This is a genomic window from Pseudoduganella albidiflava (assembly GCF_004322755.1).
Lineage (GTDB): Bacteria > Pseudomonadota > Gammaproteobacteria > Burkholderiales > Burkholderiaceae_D > Rugamonas > Rugamonas albidiflava.
On sequence record NZ_CP036401.1, the window covers coordinates 342,088 to 367,568 of the forward strand.

Here is a 25,481-nt window from a genome sequence, read left to right on the forward strand (position 1 = left end):
AGGGAATCAAGCGGGGATGGATCAAATAATAACCTATTTTCTGTCGCCGTGTAGCGGTGCGGACCTGGCGCCGGCCGCCGCCAGCAGCTCGGCCAGCGCGGTGCGCGCCAGCGGCTTGCTGAAGGCGCCCAGGATCGTCAGTCCCTGGGCCGTCGCCAGCGTGCGCGCCGCGCGCAGGATGCCGCTGTCCATGCCGGAAAGCAGCACCACGCTGCCCGTGAAACCCTTCTCGGCCACGGTGCGCAGGAACTCGATGCCATCCATTTCCGGCAGCGACAGGTCGCAGATCAGCAGGTCCGGCCGGAATGTCGGCAGCGCCTTCAGCGCGCTGCGGGCGTCGGTGTCGGCGTGCACGTGGGGATAACCCAGGCTACCGATCATTTCCGTCAGCAGTTCCAGCATGAAGACGTCATCGTCCAGCAGCAGGATGCGCAGCGGGTGGTTCATGTCAATGGTCGCCAATCGTCGTATGGTTCAAGATGTGTTCCCTGATCTGCCCCAGCAGCGGGCGGTATTGCCCGATCAGCGCCCAGGCACCCCGTTCCGCCGCCGGGCCGGCCGCCGGCAGCGTCTCCATGCGCTCGCACAGTTCGCCCATGCCGAACGCACCCACGGTGCGCGCGGCCGCCTTCAGCCGATGGCCCAGTTCGCGCACGCGGCCGATGTCGCCGGCGGCCAGCGCCTCATCCAGTTCCGCCAGCCCCGCCTCGGCCGATTGCAGGAACTTCACGGCGAAATTGCGGATCTTGTCGGGCTGGTAGCCCAGCACCTGGGCCAGCACGGACAGGTCGACGACGGCCGGGTCGCCCACCAGCGTGCCATGCGGGCGGCGCGGCGCGGCGCCCGCGCCATCGCCGGCACCATTTCCATTCCCATCGCCATCGCCATCGCCATCGTCGTTGCCGACGTCCAGCGCGCGCCGCGCCGGCAGCCACGCCGCCACCGTGCGCACCAGCAGCGCCGGCTGGATCGGCTTGGCGATGAAGTCGTCCATGCCGGCCGCCAGGCAGCGTTCGCGCTCGTCGCTGGTGGCGGTGGCCGTCATCGCCAGCACGCGCAGGCCGGCCAGGCGCGCGTCGGCGCGGATCCGGCGGGTCGCCTCCAGGCCATCCATCACCGGCATCTGCACATCCATCAGCACGCAGTCGAAGCGCGATTCTGCCAGTTCCGCCAGCGCTTCGGCGCCATTGCCGGCCAGCCTGACCGCCGCGCCCGCTTCTTCCAGCATCTCCAGGCCGATCTGCTGGTTGAACGTATTGTCTTCCACCAGGAGGATATGGGCGCCTTTCAGCGACGCCGCTTCGGCGGCCGGCACCGTCGGCAGCGCGTCGGTCCGCGCGCTGCCGACGCCCAGCTGCGCGGTGAGCCAGAACGTGCTGCCAGCGCCGGGCACGCTCGTGACGCCGACCTCGCCCCCCATCAGCTGCGCCAGCTCCTTGCAGATGGCCAGGCCGAGGCCGGTGCCGCCATAGGCGCGCGTGGTGGACGTGTCGGCCTGCTGGAACGACTGGAACAGCTTGCCCATTTCCTGTTCCGTCATGCCGATGCCTTCGTCGCTGACCTCGAAGCGCAGCAGGCAGTGGGTGTCGCTGCCGCCCAGGCGGCGCACGCGCAGGCCGATCGTGCCGCGCTCGCTGAACTTGATCGCATTGTTGGCGTAGTTGATCAGTACCTGGCCCAGCCGCAGCGAATCGCCGCGCAGCACGGGCGGCACGTCCGGATCGACGTCGATATCCAGGCGCAGTTCCTTGGCGGCCGCCTTCGGCGCCACCACGGTCGTCAGCGTCTCGATCACCTGGTCCAGCGGGAACTCGGCCTGCTCGATCTCCAGCTTGCCGGCCTCGATCTTCGAGATGTCGAGGATATCGTCGATGATGCCCAGCAGGTGTTCGCCGGCAAAGCGGATCTTTTCCAGGTAATCGCGCTGCCGCGGGTCGAGATCGGTCTTCAGCGCCAGGTGCGCCATGCCGATCACGCCATTCATCGGCGTGCGGATCTCGTGGCTCATGTTGGCCAGGAACTGGCCCTTGGCCTGGCTGGCTTCCTCGGCAACCTGCTTGGCCTGGTCCAGCTGCTCGGTGCGCTGCGCCACGCGTTCCTCGAGGTGTTCGTTCAGTTCGCGCAGTGCCTGCTCCTGGCGCTTGCCTTCAGTGATGTCGATCGACATGCAGATCAGGTACACCGGCTCGCCATGCTCGTCGAACACGGGCTTCTTGAACGTGCGCAGCGTCAGGTGCTGGCGCAGCGTTGGATTGAACAGCGTTTCCTCGTAGTCGATCTGCTCGCCGCGCGCAAACGCTTCGCGGTCGCGCCGGGCGAATTCCGCCACTTCCTTCGGCGTGTGCAGGTGCGCGTACGTGCCATTTTGCAGGTCGGCCATGGTGTAGCCGAACTGGCGCTCGCAGGCGGGATTCATCAGCAGCATGCGGCGGTCGGGGCCCTTCAGGAACAGTCCGATCGGCATCATCTGGATGATTTCCTGCAGCCGCTGCTCGCCCTGGCGCAGCGCGTCGGCGCTGTTCTTGCGCTCCGTGATGTCGGTCAGGCTGGCCACCGCCATCGTCGCGGCACCCAGTTCGTCGCGCATCGGTTCCGCGTTCACCGACAGCCAGCAGGTATTGCCGTTGTCGCCCGCGACCCCCATCACCACGTCGCGCACCGAGCGGCCAGTGGCCAGCGCCCGCAGCACGGGGTGCTGGTCGGCCACGAACGGCTGGCCATCCTCGTGCGTGCCGGGCCACAGCCGCGCGCCGCTGGCCGCCGCCGGCCCCAGCATGCGGGCCGCCGCCGCGTTGCATTCGAGGATCACGCCTTCGCCGTTCAGCACCACCAGGCCGTTGGTGACGGCATTGAACACGGAAGCCATGCGCTGGCTCGAGTTGCGCAGCGCCACCTCGGCCAGGCGCCGGTCCGTGATGTCGGTGATCATCGCCAGCGTGCCCGTGTACACGCCATCGTCGGCATGGATCTGCGTGGTCGACACCAGCCCCCACATCGACGAGCCATCCTTGCGGTAGAAGCGCGCATCGCCCTGTTCGGCCTCGCCGGGGCGGCGGCGCTGGTTCTGCCGCGCCTGCTGGGCCACGCTTTCGTCGTCGAGGAAGGCGCTCATCGGGCGGCCCAGCATCTCGTCGGGCTCGTAGCCCAGCATGCGCGCCATGGTGGGATTGACGAACGAGGTGCGGTTGCCGGCATCGAGCATCCAGATGCCTTCGGTGGCGGTCTGCACGATCAGCCGGTAGCGCTCGGAACTGGCATGCAGCGCCTGTTCGGTGCGCTGGCGGCGCGTCATGTCGCGCACCGAGACCACCGACAGGCCCTGGCCGGCCATCTCGATCGGCGCCAGGTGCACCATGGCGGGGAAGTGGGCGCCATCGCCGCGCCGTGCCGTCAGCACGCGGCCCGGCAGGTTCGGGCGCGAGAACAGTTCGCGCGGCAGCCCGGGTGCGCTGCGCATCACTTCCGGCACCAGCAGTTCCATCGACAGCCCGGCCATGTCGCCCGGCTGGTAGCCGAAGCAGGCGGCGGCGGCGCGGTTGACCTGCTTCACGCGGCCGGTGCGGTCCGCCACCAGGATCCCGCCCGGCATGGCCTCCAGCACGGCGGACAGGCGCTCCCGCTCGGCCACCGCGCGGTCGCACACGGGGCCCAGCGTGCCGCGCGCCAGCATGGCCAGCGCACCGGCGTGCTCGGTCACGCGGCCGCGCACCACGATCCAGCGGAAACTGCCGTCGCGGCAGCGCATCCGGCATTCGTGCACCAGCAGCGTCTGGTCGACGGGATCGAGGGCGATGCGCGACAGTTCGTGCATCAGCTGCAGGCGGTCGTCCGGGTGCACGTGCTGCAGCCAGGCATCGCGGTCGCGCGGCGCGAAGCCGTCCACGCCATGGCCGAGCAGTTCGCCGGCGCGCGGCGACAGGCGCACCTCGTTGCTTTGCGGATGCCACTCCCAGGCCGCTTCGCAGGCCGCCTCCAGCGCATCTTCGGCGGCCAGCCCGGACACCGTCCCGGCAGGCTCCGGCGGGGGCTGCACGCGCGCGCCGCGCAGCCGCCAGACGGCCGCGGCGGCCAGCAGTGCCGCCAGCGCGCCGCCGGCAATCCACGGCCAGCGCGGGGGCGGCGGCGGTTCGCGGTACAGGAAACCATCGAGCGGCACGCTGCGCGGCAGCATGCCCAGGGTGATGTAGGTATTCACGATCGCCTGCCAGCGCACCGGATTGCTGTAGCCGGGTTCGACCAGCGGCTGCTCCAGCAGCCTGGCGGTCTGGCGTGCCTCGTGCATCAGGTGTTCGCGCGAATGGCCCTGCGGATAGCGGGCGCGGATCAGGTCGACGATTTCCTCGGGGTGCGCCATCGCGTAGCGCCAGCCGCGCAGCGTGGCGGCGCGCATCGCGCGGGCCCGTTCCGGGTGTTCCCGCAATTCCTGCTCGGTGGTGAACAGGTTGTCGCCATAGAAGTCGATCCCGGCCGCGCGCGGCACCAGCATCTCGTACGGCGCGCCCAGGCGGTCCAGCGTGTACGGCACGTCCGTGATGTAGCCCGACATCGCGTCTACCTTGCCTTCCAGCAGATCCTCGAGCCGCTGGCTGTGCGGCAGCAGTTTCAGGTCGGCCAGCTTGACACCCTGGCGCAGCAGGTAGGCCTGCAATTCGTCGTCGTTGCCGGGCGCCAGCATCACGCGGGCGCCGGTCCAGTGCGGCGGGCTGCCGTCCGGCGTGCGGCGCACCACCAGCGCGGCGGCCGAATGCTGGAAGATCGAGGCCAGCACCACCACCGGCCGGCCCGCCGCGCGGTGCAGCAGCAGGCTGCTGTTGCCCACGCCATACTGGGCGCGGCCGGACAGCACGGCCTGTACCGGGTCGCTCCCCGGCTGTGCCTCGAGCAGCGATACCGCCAGCCCTTCATCCCGGTAGAAGCCCTTGTACTGCGCGGCGTAATAGCCGGCGAACTGGAACTGGTGGCGCCACTTCAGCTGGACATTGACCCGGTCCAGCCCCCATGCCGGACCGCATGCGCACAGCAGCAGGGCTGCTGCCAGGCGCAACAGGCGGCGGCGTGCGGAACGGGTGGCGTGGAGCGGCAACGGCTTCCTTTCGTGAAGTCGGCCTGGATGGCCGGACAGGGACGGGCGAACAGGGAATGAAGAGGGAATATACAACACCGAGCGGCAAACTCAGGCGTGTGCACCCGTCGCGACGCTGCCGGCGAACTGGTAGCGGTGGCCCGGATGCCACATCGTCACGAGCGATGCCACCTTGCCGGCCGAGCGCGTGCGCCGGCGCAGCACGAGGCAGGGCTGGCGCGCTTCCATCGCCAGCATGTCGGCGATGTCGCGCGGCGCCGCCAGCGCTTCCAGGCTGTACGTGGCGGCCTGCAGCGGCGCGGTCGCCAGCAGGTATTCGCTGGGCGTCACGCGGGTGAAATCCTGGGCCATGTAGTCGGGTGCCACCTGCGGGTTGACCCAGCGGTCTTCCACCTGGATCGGCACGCCGTTCTCGTAATGAACGATGATCGAATGAAACAGCAGGTGCGCGGCCGGCAGCTCGAAGCCCTTGGCCAGCAATTCCTGGGCGGGGCCCTGCTCGAGCCGCTGCAGCGTGCTGCGGTGCGTGTGGCCGCGGGCGCGGATCTCGTCGGCGATGCTGCGGATCTCCAGCAGCGTGGCCTGCACCTTCTGCGGCGCCACGAAGGTGCCGGAGCCCTGGCGGCGGGTCAGCACGGCTTCCGCCGTCAGCTCGCGCACCGCGCGGTTGACGGTCATCCGTGAGACGCCGAACTGCTTCACCAGCGCCTGCTCGGAGGGGATCACGTCGCCTTCCTTCCAGTGCCCGGCGGCGATCTGCGCCACCAGGAAATCCTTGATCCGCTGGAAGATGGGGGTGCCTGCTGCATCGTGCCGTGCTTCCAAGTCCTGCTCCTCTGCTGCCATGGTCGCGGCATTCTAGGGCCTTACCGAATTCAAAAGCAAGCGGCGGGGTGCCTGCCGCACGAGCGCCGCCTACCATGGCGGCATACAATGTTTGCCTGGAGCCGCCATGGACAATCTTACTTCCGCATCCGCCGCCACCGCCGCCACCGCCGACCCGGCACCCGACTTCGCTACCGACGAGGCCCGCTGGGCCGCCGTGCGGGAGCGCGCAGCGGCCGCCGATGGCCGCTTCGTGTATTCCGTGCGCACCACCGGCGTGTACTGCCGGCCCTCGTGCGGGGCCCGGCCGGCGCTGCGCGCCAACGTCGCCTTCCACGCCGGGCCCGCCGATGCCGAGCGCGCCGGCTTCCGGCCTTGCCTGCGCTGCAAGCCCGACGGCCCGGCGCTGGCCGAACGCCACGCCGCCCTGGTGGCCGAGGTCTGCCGGCTGATCGACGCGGCGGACGAGGAACCCGACCTGGCCACGCTGGCCGCCGCCAGCGGCATCAGCCGCTTCCACCTGCACCGCATCTTCAAGGCGCAGACGGGCATCACGCCGAAGGCCTATGCCACGGCGCGGCGCAAGCAGCGCGTGCGCGAGCACCTGGCCGGCGCCGCGCAGCAGCCGTCGGTAACGGAGGCGATCTACGCGGCCGGCTACAACTCGAGCGGCCGCTTCTACGCCACCTCGCGCGAATCGCTGGGCATGACCCCCACCGCCTTCCGCCGCGGCGGCAGCGGCGCCACCATCCGCTTCGCCATCGCGCAATGCTCGCTGGGCGCGATCCTCGTCGCCAGCACCGATGTCGGCATCTGCGCGATCCTGATGGGCGACGATCCCGCGGCGCTGGCGCGCGACCTGCAGGACCGTTTCCCGAACGCCGACCTGGTGGGCGCCGAAGCCGACTATGAAGCCGTGGTGGCGCAGGTGATCGGCCTGGTCGAGGCGCCGGAAACGGGCCTCGACCTGCCGCTGGACGTGCGGGGCACCGCCTTCCAGCAGCGTGTGTGGCAGGCGCTGCGCACCATCCCGGCGGGCCGCAAGGTCAGCTACACGGAGCTGGCGGCGCTGGTCGGCGCGCCGAAGAGCGTGCGTGCCGTGGCCGGGGCCTGCGCCGCCAACGCGATCGCGGTGGCGATTCCCTGCCACCGCGTGGTGCGCAACGATGGCACGATTTCCGGCTACCGCTGGGGCGTCGAACGCAAGCAGGCCTTGCTGGACCGGGAGACCGGGCGCGAGGGACGCGAATGACCCCCGACTGGCAACGCGTCGAGGAAGACCTGGACGCCTTCGGCTGCGCCCGCGTGCAGGGGTTGCTGGCGCCGGACGATTGCGCATCCCTGGCGGCCGCGTACGACGACGCCGGCCTGTTCCGCAGCCGCATCGTGATGGCGCGGCATGGCTTCGGCCGCGGCGAGTACCAGTATTTCCGCTACCCGTTGCCGGATCCCGTGCAGGCCCTGCGCACCGCGCTGTATGGGCCGCTGGCGGCGATCGCGAACCGCTGGCATGCGGCGCTCGGCATCGGCGAGCGCTATCCGTCCCGCCATGCGGAGTACGTGGCGCGCTGCCACGCCGCCGGGCAGCTCCGGCCCACGCCGCTGCTGCTGCGCTATGGGGAAGGCGACTACAACTGCCTGCACCAGGACCTGTATGGCGAGCATGTCTTCCCGCTGCAGGCCGCGCTGCTGCTGTCGCGGCCCGGCGCCGACTTCACCGGCGGCGAGTTCGTGCTGACCGAACAGCGCCCGCGCATGCAGTCGCGCGCCGAGGTCGTGCCGCTGGAGCAGGGCGACTGCGTGATCTTCCCAGTGCATCACCGTCCGGTGCATGGCACGCGCGGCGTCTACCGCGTCAACATGCGGCACGGCGTGTCGCGGCTGCGCAGTGGCAGCCGCCATACGCTGGGCATCATCTTTCACGACGCAACATAGGAAATCTTCGCTACACTCCGGGCTTTCGCACCCCAAAGGATCGCCATGCGACTGCTCCTTCTTCCCGCCCTCGCTCTCGCCCTGCAGGCCCACGCCGCGCCCGGCACCGTGATCGACAACGCCAACGGCTACACGCTCGATGCGAAAGACCGGCTGCTGCGCTTCCAGTCGATGGCATTCGATGCGAATGGCCGCATCGTGGCGGTCGGCACGGCGCGCGAGGTCGCGGCCAAGGCCCAAGGCTTCACCCATGTCGACATGAAGGGCCGGACGGTGTTGCCGGGGCTGATCGATGCGCACGGCCACGTGTTCGGCCTGGGCGAGATCGCCACTGGCGCGGAGCTGTACAGTTCCACCAGCCTGGATGGCGCGGTGAAAACGATCGCCGCCTTCGCCAAAGCCAACCCGCAGCGCGGCTGGGTGGTCGGCAATGGCTGGAACCAGGAGACGTGGAAGCTGGGCCGCTTTCCCACCGCCGCGGAGCTCGACGCGGCGGTGGCGGACCGTCCCGCGCTGATGCGCCGCGTCGACGGCCATGCGGTATGGGTCAACAGCCGCGCGCTGGCGCTGGCCGGCATCACGAAAGACACGAAGGACCCGGCCGGGGGCAAGATCGAACGCGATGCGCAGGGCAATGCCACGGGCATCCTGGTCGACGCGGCGATGGACCTGGCGAACCGCGTGCTGCCGCGGCCCACCGAGGCCGAGTCGCGCGCCGCGCTCGATGGCGCGCTGGCGCTGCTGCGGGGCGCGGGCCTGACGAGCGTGCACGACGCGGGCATCGGCGTGGCCGAGGACCGGCTGTACCGCGCCTATGCCGATGCGGGCAAGCTGACCACCCGCGTCTATGCGATGATCGGCGATACCGGGGAAGACTTCGACCGGCTGGCCGCCGCCGGCCCGCTGAAGAGCCATGCCGGCGACCTGTATGCGCTGTCGTCCGTGAAACTGTTCGCCGACGGCGCGCTGGGCAGCCGCGGCGCCGCGCTGATGGCGCCCTACAGCGACGCCCCGCACACGCACGGCCTGCTGTTCCATGACGATGCCGCGATGCGGGCCAGGATGGCCAAGGCCATGAAGGCCGGCTACCAGGTCAACGTGCATGCGATCGGCGATGCCGGCAACCGGCAGATCCTGGATGGCTACGCGGCGCTGCTGAAGCAGTACCCGGCCGCCGGCCTGCGCCACCGGATCGAGCACGCCCAGGTGGTGGCGCCGGCCGACATTCCTCGCTTTGCCGAACTGGGCATCATTCCCTCGATGCAGCCCACCCACGCCACGTCGGACCAGAACATGGCCGAGCAGCGCGTGGGCAAGGAGCGCATCCGTGGCGCCTACGCGTGGCGTACCTTCCTGAAGCAGGGCTCGCGCATCGCCTGCGGATCCGATTTCCCGATCGAGTCGCCCAATCCGTTCCAGGGCATGCACGCCGCCGTCACGCGGCAGGACATGCAGGACCGGCCGCCGCAAGGCTGGTATCCCGAGCAGGCCATGAGCGTGAAGGAGGCGCTGCGCTGCTTCACGCTCGACGCGGCCTACGCGGCCCGGCAGGAAAACGTGATCGGTTCGCTGGAACCGGGCAAGTGGGCCGATTTCATCGTGACCGACGGCGACCTGTTCACGGTGCCGCCGGCGCGGATCGGCCGCATCGGCGTGCTGGAAACGTGGCTGGGCGGCCGGCAGGTCTTCAAGCGATAGCGGCGATACGGTCCAGCTCCGCCACCGCGTCGGCCGGCAGCGCCAGCGATGCGGCGGCCAGGTTCTGCCGCAGGTGGGTGACCGACGAGGTGCCGGGGATCACCAGGATGTTCGGCGACCGCTGCAGCAGCCAGGCGATGGCCACCGCCATGGGCGTCGCATCGAGCCGTGCCGCCACGGCCGACAGCGTGTCCGACTGCAGCGGCGAAAAGCCGCCGAGCGGGAAGAACGGCACGTAGGCGATGCCGCCGGCGGCCAGTTCTTGGATCAGCGCGTCGTCGCCCCGGTGGACCAGGTTGGAATGGTTCTGCACGCAGGCCACCGGCACCATGCGGCGTGCCTCGCGCACCTGCGTGGCCGTCACGTTGGACAAGCCGATGTGGCGCACCAGCCCCTGTTCGCGCAGCCCGGCCAGCACGGCCAGCGGTTCTTCCAGCGAGCCTTCGGCCGGGCCATGGACGCTGAACATCGCCCGCAGGTTCACCACCTCCAGCGCTTCCAGGCCCAGGTTGCGCAGGTTGTCGTGCACCGCCTGCGTCAGTTCCTCGCGCGAGAAGGCCGGCAGCCAGTCGCCCTGGCTGTCGCGGCGCGCGCCGATCTTCGTCACGATGGTCACGTTGGCCGGGTAGGGATGCAGCGCTTCGCGGATCAGCTGGTTGGTGATGTGCGGTCCGTAGAAATCGGACGTGTCGATGTGATCGACACCGCCTGCCACCGCGGCGCGCAGCACCGCAAGGGCAGCCTCGGGATCCTTCGGCGGGCCGAAAACGCCCGGGCCGGCCAGCTGCATGGCGCCGTAGCCGAGGCGGTTGACCGTGCGGTCGCCCAGTTGCCAGGTCGTGTGATGGGTGTTCGACATGCCGTTCTCCTTGGTGGGTAGGTATGAACGAAGGATAGGGCCGTGCCGCCTGCGCGACAATCCGGTAAAGTGTGCATGGGTTGTACGAAAAAACGCACAATGAATCGGACAATGAATCGCCCACAAACAAGAGGTGGCGGCACATGAAAGTCGACCTGGGGGACCTGAACGCGTTCGTCACCGTGGCGCGCGCCGGCGGATTCCGCGATGCCGCGCGCCTGGCCGGCGTCAGCGCGTCCGGTCTCAGCGAGGCGGTGCGGCGGCTCGAAGCGCGCCTGGGCGTGCGCCTGCTGAACCGCAGCACGCGCAGCGTGGTGCCCACCGAGGCGGGCCGCAGCCTGCTGGATCGCCTGGCGCCGGCATTGAACGAAGTGCAGGTGGCGCTCGACGTGGTCAACGCCTTTCGCGACCGGCCCACCGGCACCCTGCGCCTGAACGTGCCGCTGGCCGCGGCGCGGCTGGTCCTGCCGTCGATCCTGCCGCGCTTCGCCGCCGCGTATCCGGACATCGTGGTCGACGTCGCCGTCGAGGACAGCTTCGTCGACATGCTGGCGGCCGGCTTCGATGCCGGCATCCGCTATGAGGAGCGGCTCGAGCAGGACATGATCGCCGTGCCCATCGGCCCGCGCGTGCAGCGTTTCGCCGCCGCCGCGTCGCCCGCCTACCTGGACCGCGCGGGGCGTCCCGCGCATCCCCGCGAGCTGCTGGGGCACGCCTGCCTGGCGGGCTACTTTGCCAGTGGTGCAGTCAGTGGTGTAGTCAATGAGTGGGAATTCGCGCGCGACGGCGAAACCGTGCGCATCGATCCGCAGGGGCCGCTGCGCGTGCGGCTGGGCGCCGGGGCCGACCTGGCGGTGGCCGCGGCGGTGGCCGGTACCGGCATCGTGTACCTGTTCGAGGACTGGCTGCGGCCATACCTCGCCCGTGGCGACCTGGAACCCGTGCTGGAACCGTGGTGGCCGGGCTTTTCCGGCCCGTTCCTGTACTACCCCGGCCGGCGCCTCGTGCCGGCGCCGCTGCAAGCTTTCATCGATTTCATCCGCGCCGGGTAAATGCCTGCCCACCCGCGCATGGCGCGGGCGGGCAGGCGGGCCTGGCGCGCGTCAGGGCAGGGTGAACTCCAGCAGGCCCTGGCTGTTGGTGCTGCCCGGCATGGTGCCGGCACCGAGAACGGTCAGGACGAATTCCTGCTTGCTGGTGTCGTACCTCCGCAGGTAGGCATGATTCGCCTTCAGGCCGGCGACCAGTACCGAGCCCTTCCAGCCCTGCGGCGCCTTCCAGCGCAGGGAGTCCGGCGGCAGGGCGCTTTTCGCGAACACGACCAGGGTGCCCGGCGAGACCTCGGCCGCGGCGGCGCTGTTGTCGCTGCTGTCGAGGAGTTTCGACGTATTCGCGGCAGGGTCCGCGAACGGGTCGTTGTCCTCGACATGCAGCACGTTGAGGAAATACTGGTGACTGGATGGCGCGGGCTGCCCGGCCGGCACCGCCGCGATCTCGATGCGCCATTCGCCGAAGTCGCTCCGGTTCTTCTTGTCGATCTTCGTGTTGGGCCCGAAGTTGGTCCAGGTATAACCATCGTTTTCCGTGCCGTAGCGCGCCGTGAACCGACAATCCTTGGGCACTTCCGTCTGCGCCTCGTCCTGCATGACTTGCGGGCATTCGTCGCCATTCAGCCCGCCCGCCAGCGTGATCCGCGCGTTCCTCGGCAACAATGGCTCCACCGTCATCATGCCTTGCCCGTTGCGCACCAACAAAGGCTGGTTGTCGGCAGTGGGGGCGAGCGCGATCCTGCCGGGGTCGGCCCTGCCAATTCCCTTGATGGCCGCGGTTTCCGGCATGGCGGCCGTATGCAGCAGCGACGTCGCGGCCAGCGTGCCGGCAGTGCGGATGCGGTCGAACACGACGATCGATGTCCGGTCGCCGGGATTCTCCGGTCGAAGGTAGACGATGCTGCGCAGGAAGCCTTCATTCTGGTCCAGCTTCGCGGAGTAGGCCTTGCTGGCATTGCCGGTCACGAAGGCATAGCGCCCATCCTTGTCCTCGTGGTAGTGGGTGATGCCATCGAGGTGGTTTGTGCCGCCTTTCCTGATTTCGGGCAGGGTGGGATAGTGCTGCACGCCCGGCTTGATCCACTGGCCGCCGTCATTGCTCAGCAGCGTCGGGCCCCGGTAGAAGGTTTCCTTGGGATCGAAGACGACGACCGTGTTGTGGGCGATGGTGCGGCGATAGTAGTTTTCCCAGTGCGTCGAATTGTAGGCATCGTAGGCACCGGTATCGAGCAGCAGCGGGGCGTGGCGGAACACCGAGAAGCTGTTCTGGTCCAGGTGATGGTGGTTCTCGCTGATGAACGAAGTGGACTTGAAGTCGAGCAGCGTCGCATTGGCGTAGTCCCAGCTGTCGCGCATGAGGACATTGCCGGCGACCTGGTAGCGTGCCGACAGCGGCCAGGTGTTGGTGGCCGCCGGCGTGGCATGCTTGCCAGGGAACATCAGGGCATCCCAGACCAGGTCGGAGCCCCCGCGCCGCGGTTTTACCTGCTGCTGATAGAACGCGGAAGCGACCGCATCGCCGCGCGTGGCCGCGGCAACCGCCATGTAGCCAAGGGCTCTTTCGCCGGGATTGAATTCATAATTGTCGCCGCTGGCCGGGAACGCGCCGTCCTTGCGCAGCCCGTAGATGTATGGCCGGATCACCTTGTCCGTAAATTGCGCCTGGGCGATCTGCTGGCCCGGCGCGGGGGCGATGGCGCGCTGCCACATGACCATGCGTTCGATCATCTCGCCGGCGCCGCCGTACGCAAACAGGGCGTGGTGGCCGCCGTCCCCGGAAATATACTCCCGCGCAGGAATGACGCCTGCCGTCAGGTGCGTATAGATGCGGTCGATCATCGGCAGCACGTTCAGGTTGTCCTTGGTGGCGCTGTCCTGGGCGATGGCGAGCAGGCCCAGCGCGGTACCGGTCTGCGCACTGAAATGGTGGCCGGTGATGTAGAAGCGCGCCACGTCGGGCGTGCCCTTGCAGTCGAGTGCCGTGCCTGCCGTGGTCACGCCCACGGCCGTTCCGCAGATCATTCCGATCAGGTCGAACGACGCGTTCGGATAACCGGACGGCGCCGGCCCGGGGCCCGACCAGGGCGGAATATCGGTGCGGATCGTCTGCACGATCGCCGCGCGCATGGCGGTGCGTTTTGCCTCGCCCAGTTCGTTGTAGAACCAGTCGTACAGCACACCGAGTGCGCCGATGCGCGCGTTCATCGACCATTCGGTACCCGCTGCCAGGCCCCACGGCTGGTGGTCCTTGATGGCGAGGATCATGTCGACATAGCGGTTTGCCGCGGTGGCGTAGGCCGGGTCGGTCTTCAGGCGGGAAGCCAGGGCCAGCGTCCTCGCCGTGTCGAGGATCTTGTTGCGGCCGGCGGTCGCCACGTCGCAGATCGATTCGGCATTGACCGGCGGGTTCGGCGTCACGGCGCAGTTGGCGATGGTCGTCGCCATGCCGGTGGCGTACTCCAGCAGGGCGGTACGGCCCCGGCCCAGTTCATAGTCGACGACCGGCCGGCTCCACGCGACCTGGCCAGTGGCATCGTCGGTCATCGTCATCGCGGTCACGACATCGCCCTTGCGGGCCGTGGCGAGGAAGTCCTGGTTGCCGGGAATCCAGTTGAACGCCCCATGGTTATACCCGATGGGATTGACCGTGCCACTGGAGGTGATAGTCACCTTCTTCAGCACGGTGTCGTAGCTGATGGCCACCGTGGCTTCGACATCGGGCTGCAGCCGGATAGCCGTGTGCGCGTAATAGCTCGTCGAGCCAGCCTTCGAGAAACTCACCTGCAGGACGACTTCGCGCTGGCCGGCCGCGGCGTCGCTGGAATCGAGGTGGCGGACGCGGAGCGTGTCGCCCGGGCCGCCCGAACCGAACAGCACGCCGTCGACCGGATCGCCGGCGGCTTTCAGCGCTGGCTTGATCTTGAACCGGAGGGTGCCTTTCTTCGGCGGCAGCGGTCCGGCCGGCAGGCGGCTGGCGAGCAGTTCGAGATCGCCCTTGGTTGCATACAGGCGCGGACGTTCCGTCTTGATGGTACCCGGCAGGGCGAGCGCTGTGGATCCAAATGCCAGGCAAACGGCGGCGGTCAGGGTGCGGCATAGCGGCAAACGCATGGGAGCTCCTTGGAAGTGAGTCGCCATTCTAGCGGCCGAAAGTTGTAAAAATTCTAACTGATTCTCACCGCCGTGCACACGCACACGGCGCGGCGTGGAAACCACTTGACTTTGGCGGCCAGTCGCGGTGTCCCGGGCGACATGGCGTCCCGAAACGCCTGCCCGGCGAGCGGCGCCGTCGAAAAACCATTTGACCAAGGTTGTATAGACAACCTATGCTGTAGGAATCCTTTAACCTTGATCCGCCAACCCTGATCCGCCAACTTCCTGGAGACGCCATGAACGACCCGCGCTTCGATTCCACCCGCGACATCCGCGCCCCGCGCGGTCCGGACAAGACATGCAAGACCTGGGGCGCCGAAGCGGCGTACCGGATGATCCAGAATAATCTCGACAGGGAAGTGGCCGAGAACCCGCAGGCGCTGGTGGTCTACGGCGGCATCGGCCGCGCCGCGCGCGACTGGGCATGCTTCGATGCGATCCTGGCCGCCTTGAAGGAGCTGGGCGAAGAGGAAACGCTGCTGATCCAGTCCGGCAAGCCGGTCGGCGTGTTCCGCACCCATGCCGATGCGCCGCGCGTGCTGATCGCCAATTCGAACCTGGTGCCGAAATGGGCCAACTGGGAACATTTCAACGAGCTCGATCGCAAGGGCTTGTTCATGTATGGCCAGATGACGGCCGGCAGCTGGATCTACATCGGCACGCAGGGCATCGTGCAGGGCACCTACGAAACGTTCGCCGAGGCGGGCCGCCAGCATTTCGGCGGCGACCTGCGCGGGCGCTGGCTGCTCACCGCCGGCCTGGGCGGCATGGGCGGCGCGCAGCCGCTGGCCGCCACCATGGCCGGTGCCGTGTCGCTGACCGTCGAGTGCCAGCAGAGCAGCATCGATTTCCGGCTGCGCACGCGCTACCTGGACAAGCAGGCCGCCAGCATCGACGAAGCGCTGGACATGGTGCGTACCCACAAGGAGCGGGGCGAGGCGATCTCGATCGGCCTGCTCGGCAATGCCGCCGACGTGCTGCCGGAACTGGTGCGGCGCGCCCGCGAGGGCGGGCTGGTGCCGGACCTGGTGACCGACCAGACTTCCGCGCATGACCTGATCAACGGCTACCTGCCGCAGGGCTGGAGCGTGGCGGACTGGCAGGCGGCGCGTGCCGAACCTGCGCGGCACGCCGGGCTGAAAGCTGCCGCGGCGGCATCCTGCGCGGTGCACGTGAAGGCGATGCTGGACTTCCAGGCGCTGGGCGCGCGCGTGGTCGACTATGGCAACAACATCCGCCAGGTGGCGTTCGACGAGGGCGTGCAGGATGCCTTCGGCTTTCCCGGTTTCGTGCCGGCCTACATCCGGCCGCAATTCTGCGAAGGGCGCGGGCCGTTCCGGTGGGTGGCGCTGTCCGGCGATCCGGAAGATATCTACAAGACCGATGCCAAGATCAAGGAACTGTTCCCCCACCACGCCAACGTGCACCGCTGGCTGGACATGGCGCGCGAACGCATCGCCTTCCAGGGCTTGCCGGCGCGGATCTGCTGGCTGGGCCTGGGCGAGCGGCACCTCGCCGGCCTGGCCTTCAACGAGATGGTGAAAAACGGCGAACTGAAGGCGCCCATCGTGATCGGCCGCGACCACCTCGATACGGGCTCCGTGGCCAGCCCGAACCGCGAAACGGAAAGCATGAAGGATGGCAGCGACGCGGTGTCCGACTGGCCGCTGCTGAACGCGCTGCTGAACACGGCCGGCGGCGCCACCTGGGTCTCGCTACACCACGGCGGCGGCGTGGGCATGGGATACTCGCAGCATGCCGGCGTCGTGATCGTGGCCGATGGCACCGAGGCCGCCGCGGCCCGGCTGGCGCGCGTGCTCGTCAACGACAGCGGCTCCGGCGTGATGCGCCACGCCGATGCCGGCTACGACTCCGCGATCGCCTGCGCACAACGCAATGGCCTCAACCTGCCCATGCTGAAGCAATCATGACTGTTGAAAAGATGACCCCGACCTCGACCTCGACCTCGACCCCGATCTCGACCTCGTCCCTGATCCTGATTCCCGGCCGGCTGGCCCTGGCCGACCTGCGTTCGGCGTGGATGGCCCATGGCCCGATCGCATTGGCGCCCGAAGCGTATCCGCAGATCGATGCCGCCGCCCGGGCCGTGCACGCGATCGTGCAAAAAGGCGACGCCGCCTACGGCATCAATACCGGCTTCGGCCTGCTGGCGAAGACCCGCATTCCGGACGACCAGCTGGAGCAGCTGCAGCGCAACCTGATCCTGTCGCATTCCGTGGGGACCGGCGAGCTGATGGCCGACCATGTGGTGCGCCTGCTGATGCTGACGAAGATCGGCAGCCTGGCGCGCGGTTTTTCCGGCATCCGCGCCAGCGTCATCGACACGCTGGTGGCCCTGTACAACGCCGGCATCATGCCGGCCATCCCCGTCAAGGGCTCGGTCGGCGCCTCGGGCGACCTGGCGCCGCTGGCGCACATGACGCTGGCGCTGCTGGGCGTTGGGCCGGTGCGCGTGAAGGGCGAGCTGATGGAGGCGCACCAGGCGCTTGCCGCGGCCGGCATCGCGCCGGTGGTGCTGGCGCCGAAGGAAGGGCTGGCGCTGATCAACGGCACCCAGGCTTCCACCGCGCTGGCGCTGCACGGCCTGTTCATGGCCGAGCGGCTGCTGGAAGCGGGCATCGTCACCGGTTCGCTGTCCCTCGATGCCGCCAAGGGCAGCGACGCGCCGTTCGACGCCCGCGTGCACGAGGTGCGCGGCCAGCCGGGCCAGATCGCGGCCGCTGCGATCTACCGCCAGCTGGTGGCGGGCAGCGCGATCCGCGCCTCGCACCTGCTGGGCGACGAACGGGTGCAGGACCCTTACTGCCTGCGCTGCCAGCCGCAGGTGATGGGGGCCTGCATGGACCTGATCGGCAATGCCACCCGCACCCTGCTGATCGAGGCGAATGCCGTCACCGACAATCCGCTGCTGTTCCGGGAAGGCGGCGATACCGGCGATACCGTCACGATCGTTTCCGGCGGCAATTTCCATGCCGAGCCGGTGGCGTTCGCGGCCGATACGCTGGCGCTGGCCATCGCGGAGATCGGCAGCATCGCCGAACGCCGCATCGCGCTGCTGATCGATGCCACGCTGTCCGGCCTGCCGCCGTTCCTGGTGCGCGAGCCGGGCGTCAATTCCGGCTTCATGATCGCCCACGTGACGGCTGCGGCGCTGGCCTCGGAGAACAAGTCGCTGGCGCATCCGGCCAGCGTGGACAGCCTGCCCACCTCCGCCAACCAGGAAGACCACGTGAGCATGGCCACGTTCGCGGCGCGCCGGCTCGACGAGATGGCGCACAATACGGCGGCCATCGTCGGCATCGAGCTGCTGGCGGCCGCCCAGGGCATCGATTTCCACCGGCCCCTGAAGACATCGCCGCACCTGGAACACGTGCATGCCCAGCTGCGGCGGCAGGTGCCGTTCTACGATGCGGACCGTTACTTCGCACCCGATATCGAGGCGGCGAAACGGCTGGTGCTGGAGGGCGCCCTCTCCGCCGACTGCCGCCAGCTGTTTACCCCGCTGCATCCTTGAGGAGGCCCGCTTGCAGACCGACAGCGCCAACTACCATGCCGACGCGGGCACGCTCCCGCTGCTGGTGTCGATGCCCCACGTGGGCACCGCCATCCCGGGCGATATCGCCGCCGCCATGACGCCGGCGGCCCTGCTGAAGGCGGACACCGACTGGCACCTGCGCGAGCTGTACGGTTTCGCGCGGGAGCTGGGGGCATCGACGCTGGCGGCGCACTGGTCGCGCTATGTGATCGACCTGAACCGCCCGGCCGACAACGCCAACCTGTATCCGGGCCAGGACACCACCGGCCTGTGCCCGCTAGACACCTTCGCCCGCGAACCGCTGTACCAGCCGGGCCGGGCGCCGGACGACGCGGAAGTGCGGCGCCGCCTCGCGCTGTACTGGCAGCCGTATCACGAGGCCTTGCAAGCCGAGCTGGACCGGCTGCTGCGCCTGCATGGCAGGGTGGTGCTGTGGGAAGCGCACTCGATCGCGTCGGTGGTCCCGCGCTTCTTCGAGGGCAAGCTGCCGGACCTCAATTTCGGCAGCGCGGATGGCGCCAGCTGCGCCCCCGCGCTGATGGAAGCCGTGACCGGCGCCGCGCGGGCCGATGGCCGCTACACGATCGCCGTCAACGGCCGCTTCAAGGGTGGCCACATCACGCGCATCCATGGCCGGCCGGCGGCGGGCATCCATGCCTTGCAGCTGGAAATGTGCCAAAGCACCTACATGAACGAGACCGCGCCCTTCGCCTGGCGCCCCGACCTGGCGGGCCAAGTGCAGCCGCTGCTGCGGCGGATGCTCGGCGCGGCGGCGGTGTGGGCCGGCGAGGGGAGCACGGCGTGACGGCCCTGTTCGCACGCCACGCGCTGTTGCCGGACGGCTGGCGGCGCGACGTGCTGCTGGAATGGGACGGCGATGGCCGCTTTACGGCGGTGGCGCCGGATGCCGGCGCGCTGGCCGCCAGTCGCGCGGCCGCCACGTCCCCCATCGACACGGCGGAATATGTGTTGCCCGGCATGATCAACCTGCACTCGCACAGCTTCCAGCGCGCGCTGTCGGGACTGACGGAAATCGCCGGGGACGACGCGGGATCCACCGGGGACAGCTTCTGGACCTGGCGCGACCTGATGTACCGCTTCGCGCTGGGCATCACGCCGGAGCAGATGGAAGCCATCGCCGCCCAGCTGTTCGCCGAATGCCTGCGCCATGGCTATACGTCGGTCTGCGAATTCCATTATGTCCACCGCGCGCCCGATGGCGCGTTGTATCCGGACGTGGCCGAGACCGCGCGGCGCGTGATCGCCGCTGCCCGCCATGCCGGCATCGGCATCACCATGCTGCCCGTGCTCTACAGCTACGCCGGTTTCGGCGAGGCGCCGCTGCGCGATGAACAGCGCCGCTTCCGCTCCGGCCCGGCGGAGGTGCTGGCGATCGTGGCGGCCCTGGAACCGCTGCGCGGTACGATGGTCGAAGTGGGTGTGGCGCCGCATTCGCTGCGCGCCGCCTCGGTGGCGCAGATCCGCGAACTGCTGGCGGCGCTGCCGCCGGAGCGGCCGGTGCACATCCATATCGCCGAGCAGGTGGCCGAAGTGCGGCAATGTGTCGACCATGGCGGGCGCCGCCCCGTGCAATATCTGTACGATAATCTGGCGGTCGATGAGCGCTGGTGCCTGGTGCACGCCACGCACGTGGCCGATGATGAAGTGGCGGCGATCGCCGCCAGCGGCGCCGTCGCCGGGCTGTGCCCCACGACGGAAGCGAACCTGGGCGACGGCCTGTTCCCGCTCGCTCCGTTCCTTGCGGCGGGCGGCCGGTTCGGCATCGGCAGCGACAGCCACGTGTCCACCAGCCCGGTGGAAGAACTGCGCTGGCTCGAATACGGCCAGCGGCTGGCGGGGCAGCGGCGCAACGTGGCCGTTGCAACGCACACAATGAGAACAACGGATGAGCGCCGTGTCGGCGACCATCTCTGGCGCGCCGCCCTGGCCGGGGGCGCGCAGGCCGCGGGAAGGCGGGTGGGCGCGCTGGCGCCTGGCTGCTGCGCCGACCTGCTGGTACTGGACGAGGCGCATCCGAACGTGTCCGCGCCGCCCGAGCTGCTGAACGGCTTCATCTTCAGCGGCAACGACAACCTGGTGAAGGATGTGCTGGCCGGCGGGCAGTGGGTGGTCCGCGGCGGGCAGCACGTGGCGCAGGCGGCTATCGCCGCGCGCTTCAAGGAAACGTTGACCAACCTGCGCGAGCTGCGATCATGACCACGCTGATACAGTATGCAAGCCTGCATCCCACGCCCTGGAAGAATGGCGGCGGCTGCACGACCGAGATCCTGGCGTCGCCGCCCGGCGCCACCCTGGACGATTTCGACTTCCGCATCAGCCTGGCGACGATTGCCCAGAGCGGCCCGTTTTCCACCTTTCCCGGCGTCGACCGCACGCTGTCGCTGGTCGATGGCGGCAGCGTGGTGCTCGACGTGGGCAACGAACGCCGGGTGGCGCTCAGCGACCGCGAACCGGTGGTGGCGTTCCCCGGCGAGATGCCGGTTTCCGCCACCGTGGACGGCATCCCCACCGTGGATTTCAACGTGATGACGCGGCGCGATCGCTGTTCGCACCAGGTGGAGCGCCGCGTGTTCCGCGATTATTCCGAGCTGGAGCGGCGCAGCGCCCTGACCGTGCTGTTCCTGGCCGACGGCGACACGCTCACCGTGCACAGCGAGCGCGAACGCATGTCCATGGTGCGCTTCGATGCCGTGGTGCTCGACCGCGACGAGAACTGGGTCCTGGAAGCGCCGCAGGCCACCGTCTACATCGTCGACATCATTCCCGAGGAAGACGGGGAAGGAACCACCTGGCAATGAGTGGATGGGACCTGCTGATCGAGAATGTCCACCTTGCCACCCTTGCCGGTGTGGAGGGCGTAGCGGGAGAGGGCGGCGAATACGGCACGGTCCCCGATGGCGCGATCGCCGTGCGCGATGGCCGCATCGCCTGGCTGGGGCCGCGCGCCGAGGCGGCCGCGCACGGCAGCGCGGCGCAAGTGCGCGACGGGCATGGCTGCTGGCTCACGCCGGGATTGATCGACTGCCACACGCACATCGTCCACGCCGGCAACCGCAGCGATGAGTTCGAGGCGCGCCTGAACGGCGCCACCTATGAAGACATCGCCCGTGCCGGCGGCGGCATCATGTCCACCGTGCGCGCCACCCGCGCGGCGGACGAGGAAGCCCTGCTGGCGCAGAGCCTGCCGCGTATCCGCAGCCTGCTGGCCGAAGGCGTGACGACGCTGGAAATCAAGTCCGGCTATGGCCTCGACCTGGAAAACGAAGCGAAGATGCTGCGCGTGGCGCGCCGCGTGGCCGGCGAGCTGCCGGTGCGCGTCGCCACCACGTTCCTGGGTGCCCATGCGCTGCCGCCGGAATATGCCGGGCGGGCCGACGCCTATATCGACGCGGTGTGCGCGATGATTCCCGCGCTGGCCCGCGAAGGGCTGGTGGACGCGGTGGATGCCTTCTGCGAGCGCATCGGCTTCACCGCGGCGCAGACGGAACGCGTGTTCGAGGCCGCCCGCCAGGCGGGGCTGCCCGTGAAACTGCATGCGGAACAATTGTCGGACCAGGGGGGCGCCGAACTGGTGGCGCGCTACCGCGGGCTGTCGGCCGATCACCTGGAGCACCTGGGCGAAGCGGGGATCGCCGCGATGGCGGCCAGCGGCACGGTCGCCGTGCTGCTGCCGGGCGCGTATTACTTTCTGCGGGATAATACGCCACCGCCGGTCGCCGCCTTGCGCGCGGCCGGGGTGCCGATGGCGGTCGCCACCGACAACAACCCGGGAACTTCACCGATGACATCCCTGCTGCTGGCATTGAACATGGCTTGCACCCTGTGGCGCCTTACGCCGCGCGAAGCGCTGGCCGGGGCCACGGTCCACGCCGCCCGCGCGCTCGGCCTGCATGGCGACATCGGCACGCTGGAAGTGGGCAAGCGCGCCGACTTCGCGCTGTGGCGCATCGCCCGTCCGGCGGACCTGTGCTATGCGATCGGCTTCAATCCCTGCGCGGCGGTGGTCAATGGCGGAGTGTGGCGGACACCGGTGGCCGCTGCGTGAGGGCCGCTGTCGTCGTTGTCCTGGCAGCCTGGTCGCTGCTGTGCGGTTCGCTGGCCCGGGCCGACGACGGCACGCTGCGCATCGGCTCCAAGCGCTTCACGGAATCCTATATCCTGGCCGAGGTGGTGGCGCAGACGGCCGCGCCGCACGCGAAGGTCGAACACCGCCAGGGACTCGGCAATACAGCCATCGTGCTGGCGGCGCTGAAGAATGGCAGCATCGATGTGTACCCGGAATACGTGGGCACGATCGACCAGGAAATCCTGAAACACGGCACGCAGGACAAGCAGCCATCGAGCCTGGAGCAGATGCGCCGCGAGCTGGCGGCAATGGGCTTCGGCATCGCCGTGCCGCTGGGTTTCAACAATACCTATGCGCTGGCGGTGCGTGGCGATGCCGGCATCGCCACGCTGTCCGACCTGGCACGCCAGCCCGCGCTGCGCTTCGGCCTCTCTCATGAGTTCATCGGCCGGGGCGATGGCTGGCCGGGCCTGGCGCGCCGCTACGGCCTGCCACAGCAGCCGCGCGGCCTCGATCATGGTATCGCCTATGAAGCGCTGGCGGCGCGGCAGGTGGATGTCATCGACATCTATTCCACCGATGCGAAGATCGCCCGCTACGGCCTGACGGTGCTGCGCGACGACCGCGTCTACTTCCCCCGCTACGATGCCGTGCTGCTGTATCGCCTCGATGCCGCGCAGCGTTTTCCACAGGCGTGGAAAGCCATCCAGGGGCTGGAGGGCAAGATTACCGAACGCGACATGATCGGCATGAATGCCGCCGCCGAGCTGGAAGGGCAGGCGTTCGCGGAAGTGGCGCGGCGCTGGCTGGCGCGGCAGAGGGATGACAAGGCCGGTGACAAGGGCGGCGGCACGCCGGAGCCGGCCGCCGCCCGGCGGTCCCTGGCGGGCGTGCTGTTCGGCCCGGACCTGGCCAGGCTGACGGGGCAGCATGTGTTGCTCGTCGCGCTGTCCGTGCTGCTGGCCGCCATCGCCGGCATTCCGCTGGGCGTGCTGGCCGCATTCCAGCCGCGGCTGCGCCAGCCGGTGCTGGCGGTGACGGGGGTGTTGCAGACGGTGCCGTCGCTGGCCCTGCTGGCGATGCTGATTCCGCTGCTGGGTACGATCGGCATCGTGCCGGCGCTGGTGGCGCTGTTCGTGTATGCGCTGCTGCCCATCGTGCGCAACACCTGCACCGGCATCCTCGGCATCGCGCCGGGCTTGCGGCAGGCGGCACTGGCGCTGGGGCTCACGTCGCGCCAGCGCCTGTGGCACGTCGACCTGCCGCTGGCGCTGCCGGTCATCCTGGCGGGGGTGAAGACGGCGGCCGTGATGAGCGTGGGCACCGCCACCATCGCCGCCTTCATCGGCGCCGGCGGCTATGGCGAGCGGATCACCACGGGGCTGGCGCTGAACGACAACACGATGCTGCTGGCCGGCGCGCTGCCCGCCGCGGCGCTGGCGCTGCTGACGCAGGGTTTGTTCGAGCTGATCGAGCGGCGCCTTGTCGTTGCAGGCAAGAAGTAAGCGTTTTCACGCATCCCGTAAGCATTTGTAAAAGCCCGGGCAATGGCCGGGAGCGGGGGACTATATTGAATCCGTTGATTCACCCTCCCTCCCAACTGACAACTGGGTTACGCCACGCCGCCGAGTGCCGCGTGGCTTCTTTTTGTCCAACTCGTTTTAGTCTCGGTCGTTCTTTGTCAGTCGTTCGATGCCAGCGCGGTCAGCGCATCGCCGGTGACGCGGCAGATGCGCCAGTCGGGCAGCACGGCGGCGCCCATCTTTTCATAGAACGTGATCGCGTTGGCGTTCCAGTCCAGTACCGACCATTCGAAGCGGCCGCACTGCCGCTCGACCGCCAGCGCGGCCAGTGCCGACAGCATGCGCTTGCCATAACCGTGGCCGCGGCGATCCTGCTTGACGTACAGGTCTTCCAGGTACAGGCCCTTGCGGCCGAGAAAGGTGGAGAAGTTGTGGAAGAACAGCGCGAACGTGACGACTTCGCCCGTCTCGCCGGCACGGCTTTCCTCGCCCACGATCGCCTCGCATGGCGGCCGCGCGCCGAACAGCGCGTCGTGCAGCATCGCTTCGTCGGCGATCACCATGTGTTCCAGTTTTTCAAACACGGCCAGTTCGCGGATCATCGCGAGGATCGGGGCCACGTCGTCGGGGCGGGCAGGGCGGATATGCAGTGCGCTCATGAGGCTTTCTTCAGTAATTCGGGTTCGATGGCTGCAGCCATTGCCAGTGCAGGTGCCGGTGCCGGAGCAGGCGCGATCAGCGCCCACGCCACGCTGGCCAGGCACAGCAGCATACCAAGGCATTCGATGACGCCGGGGCGGAAGTTTTCAAGGCGGATCGACAGCAGCACCGAAATCACAGGCGTGACCACGCCGATATACACGGCCTTGCCCGAGCCCAGCCGGTCGATCAGCGTGAAGTAGCAGGCAAAGGCGATCACGGAACCGAACAGCGACAGGTACAGCAGCCCGCCCCAGTAGCGCGCCGTTGGCGGCAGCACGAAGGGCTGGCCGGTCGCCACCACCCACGCCGCCACCAGCAGCGTGCCCCACAGCATGCCCCAGGCCATCGTCAGCAGCACGTTCGCATCGTGTTCGCGGACCTTCACCACGAGCACGTTGCCGACGGTGCTGGCCAGCGTCGCCACCAGCGCCAGCGTGAGGCCCAGCAGGAAGTGGCCCTGGCCGCCGGCGAGGATATCGCGCACGGCCCCGCCGATCGATTGCCAGAACAGCAGGATCACGCCGACCACGGAGATGGTTCCCGCCACCCACGTGCGCCACGACAGGGGCGTGCCGAGGATCATGCGGTTCAGGATCGGGTTCCAGAACACCATCAGCGCGAACAGCACGGCGACCAGCGCCGATACGAGGTACTGCTCGGAACTGTAGGTACAGATGTAGCTGAGGCCGAACGTGGCGCAGCCTTGCAGGATGGTCCAGCGCTGCGCGCGCCAGGAGAGCCGCAGGCTGTCGCCGCGCAGCTTGCACCAGGCGAACAGCACGGCCGAGGCGATGGCAAAACGGTAGACCACGGAAACGGATGGCGGCACGTCGCCCAGCTGCAGCGTGATGGCCCAGAACGTGGACCCCCAGATCAGGCAGGCGATAACGAAAAGAACGGGAGTAGGCATTGCGCCAGTATAGGGCGTTTGCCAGGTCTTGCCCTAGAGCATCTTGAAGGCGCGGGTGTTGCTGTCACACCCGCGCCACTTGAGTGGTCTCAAGCGAGATA

At 68.7% G+C, this 25,481-nt stretch carries 18 protein-coding genes; 11 read left to right on the plus strand and 7 right to left on the minus strand.

From position 1 onward, the window contains the following. Positions 1-33: 33 nt before the first annotated feature. The 3 genes from EYF70_RS01475 to hutC form a co-directional block, all read right to left on the minus strand. Positions 34-447, minus strand: coding sequence for a response regulator (locus EYF70_RS01475; RefSeq protein WP_229420657.1), 414 nt, complete (start codon positions 445-447; stop codon positions 34-36). Between the two features lies 1 nt (position 448). Continuing rightward, positions 449-5,083, minus strand: a complete 4,635-nt coding sequence (locus EYF70_RS01480; protein WP_165497546.1) for a PAS domain S-box protein — start codon at positions 5,081-5,083, stop codon at positions 449-451. Positions 5,084-5,173: 90 nt separating this feature from the next. Further along, positions 5,174-5,908 (minus strand): histidine utilization transcriptional repressor HutC, encoded by a 735-nt coding sequence (gene hutC / locus EYF70_RS01485; protein WP_229420658.1) that lies wholly within the window; start codon positions 5,906-5,908, stop codon positions 5,174-5,176. 127 nt (positions 5,909-6,035) lie between these two features. Here hutC and ada point away from each other — a divergent pair, with 127 nt between their 5' ends. From ada to EYF70_RS01500, 3 genes are read left to right on the plus strand one after another with little or no spacing between them, the layout of a single operon-like run. Then, the gene (ada, locus tag EYF70_RS01490; protein WP_131143811.1) at positions 6,036-7,160 is read left to right on the plus strand and encodes a bifunctional DNA-binding transcriptional regulator/O6-methylguanine-DNA methyltransferase Ada; all 1,125 of its coding nucleotides are present in this window, start codon (positions 6,036-6,038) and stop codon (positions 7,158-7,160) included. Next, positions 7,157-7,843, plus strand: coding sequence for a 2OG-Fe(II) oxygenase (locus EYF70_RS01495; protein WP_131143812.1), 687 nt, complete (start codon positions 7,157-7,159; stop codon positions 7,841-7,843). The genes ada and EYF70_RS01495 overlap by 4 nt, the downstream gene beginning before the upstream one ends. A 45-nt stretch (positions 7,844-7,888) precedes the next feature. Further along, positions 7,889-9,541 carry an amidohydrolase gene (locus tag EYF70_RS01500; protein WP_131143813.1) on the plus strand — a complete coding sequence of 551 codons (1,653 nt, stop codon included), beginning with the start codon at positions 7,889-7,891 and terminating at the stop codon, positions 9,539-9,541. On the opposite strand, the gene EYF70_RS01505 is transcribed toward EYF70_RS01500, so the two are convergent. Beyond that, positions 9,531-10,400, minus strand: coding sequence for an aldo/keto reductase family oxidoreductase (locus EYF70_RS01505; protein WP_131143814.1), 870 nt, complete (start codon positions 10,398-10,400; stop codon positions 9,531-9,533). The two genes, EYF70_RS01500 and EYF70_RS01505, sit on opposite strands and share 11 nt — an antisense overlap. A 143-nt stretch (positions 10,401-10,543) precedes the next feature. On the opposite strand from EYF70_RS01505, the gene EYF70_RS01510 reads away from it, so the two are divergent. After that, on the plus strand, positions 10,544-11,452 hold the full coding sequence (locus EYF70_RS01510; RefSeq protein ID WP_131143815.1) for a LysR family transcriptional regulator: 909 nt from the start codon (positions 10,544-10,546) through the stop codon (positions 11,450-11,452). A gap of 51 nt (positions 11,453-11,503) precedes the next feature. On the opposite strand, the gene EYF70_RS01515 is transcribed toward EYF70_RS01510, so the two are convergent. Next, positions 11,504-14,560: a heparinase II/III domain-containing protein gene (locus EYF70_RS01515; RefSeq protein ID WP_165497547.1), complete on the minus strand. Its 3,057-nt coding sequence runs from the start codon at positions 14,558-14,560 to the stop codon at positions 11,504-11,506. Between the two features lie 278 nt (positions 14,561-14,838). On the opposite strand from EYF70_RS01515, the gene hutU reads away from it, so the two are divergent. The 7 genes from hutU to EYF70_RS01550 all read left to right on the plus strand — a co-directional run bounded on the left by hutU (position 14,839) and on the right by EYF70_RS01550 (position 23,750). Then, a complete protein-coding gene (gene hutU, locus EYF70_RS01520; RefSeq protein ID WP_131143817.1) occupies positions 14,839-16,533 on the plus strand; it encodes a urocanate hydratase in 1,695 nt (564 codons plus the stop codon). An 11-nt stretch (positions 16,534-16,544) separates the two neighbouring features. After that, entirely contained in the window at positions 16,545-18,137 is a 1,593-nt protein-coding gene (gene hutH, locus EYF70_RS01525; RefSeq protein ID WP_131148831.1) for a histidine ammonia-lyase, read from the plus strand. Between the two features lie 70 nt (positions 18,138-18,207). Next, on the plus strand, positions 18,208-18,963 hold the full coding sequence (gene hutG / locus EYF70_RS01530) for an N-formylglutamate deformylase (RefSeq protein WP_229420971.1): 756 nt from the start codon (positions 18,208-18,210) through the stop codon (positions 18,961-18,963). Continuing rightward, positions 18,960-20,375 carry a formimidoylglutamate deiminase gene (locus tag EYF70_RS01535; RefSeq protein ID WP_131143819.1) on the plus strand — a complete coding sequence of 472 codons (1,416 nt, stop codon included), beginning with the start codon at positions 18,960-18,962 and terminating at the stop codon, positions 20,373-20,375. Before hutG ends, EYF70_RS01535 begins: the two co-directional genes overlap by 4 nt. Further along, positions 20,372-20,977 (plus strand): HutD/Ves family protein, encoded by a 606-nt coding sequence (locus EYF70_RS01540; RefSeq protein ID WP_131143820.1) that lies wholly within the window; start codon positions 20,372-20,374, stop codon positions 20,975-20,977. Before EYF70_RS01535 ends, EYF70_RS01540 begins: the two co-directional genes overlap by 4 nt. Next, positions 20,974-22,224: an imidazolonepropionase gene (gene hutI, locus EYF70_RS01545; RefSeq protein WP_131143821.1), complete on the plus strand. Its 1,251-nt coding sequence runs from the start codon at positions 20,974-20,976 to the stop codon at positions 22,222-22,224. Before EYF70_RS01540 ends, hutI begins: the two co-directional genes overlap by 4 nt. Then, positions 22,221-23,750 (plus strand): ABC transporter permease/substrate-binding protein, encoded by a 1,530-nt coding sequence (locus tag EYF70_RS01550; protein WP_165497548.1) that lies wholly within the window; start codon positions 22,221-22,223, stop codon positions 23,748-23,750. Before hutI ends, EYF70_RS01550 begins: the two co-directional genes overlap by 4 nt. Before the next feature lie 176 nt (positions 23,751-23,926). On the opposite strand, the gene EYF70_RS01555 is transcribed toward EYF70_RS01550, so the two are convergent. Together EYF70_RS01555 and EYF70_RS01560 are read right to left on the minus strand one after the other, a co-directional pair. Then, positions 23,927-24,427: a GNAT family N-acetyltransferase gene (locus tag EYF70_RS01555; protein WP_131143822.1), complete on the minus strand. Its 501-nt coding sequence runs from the start codon at positions 24,425-24,427 to the stop codon at positions 23,927-23,929. After that, positions 24,424-25,380, minus strand: a complete 957-nt coding sequence (locus EYF70_RS01560) for a DMT family transporter (protein WP_131143823.1) — start codon at positions 25,378-25,380, stop codon at positions 24,424-24,426. The genes EYF70_RS01555 and EYF70_RS01560 overlap by 4 nt, the downstream gene beginning before the upstream one ends. Positions 25,381-25,481: the final 101 nt, after the last annotated feature.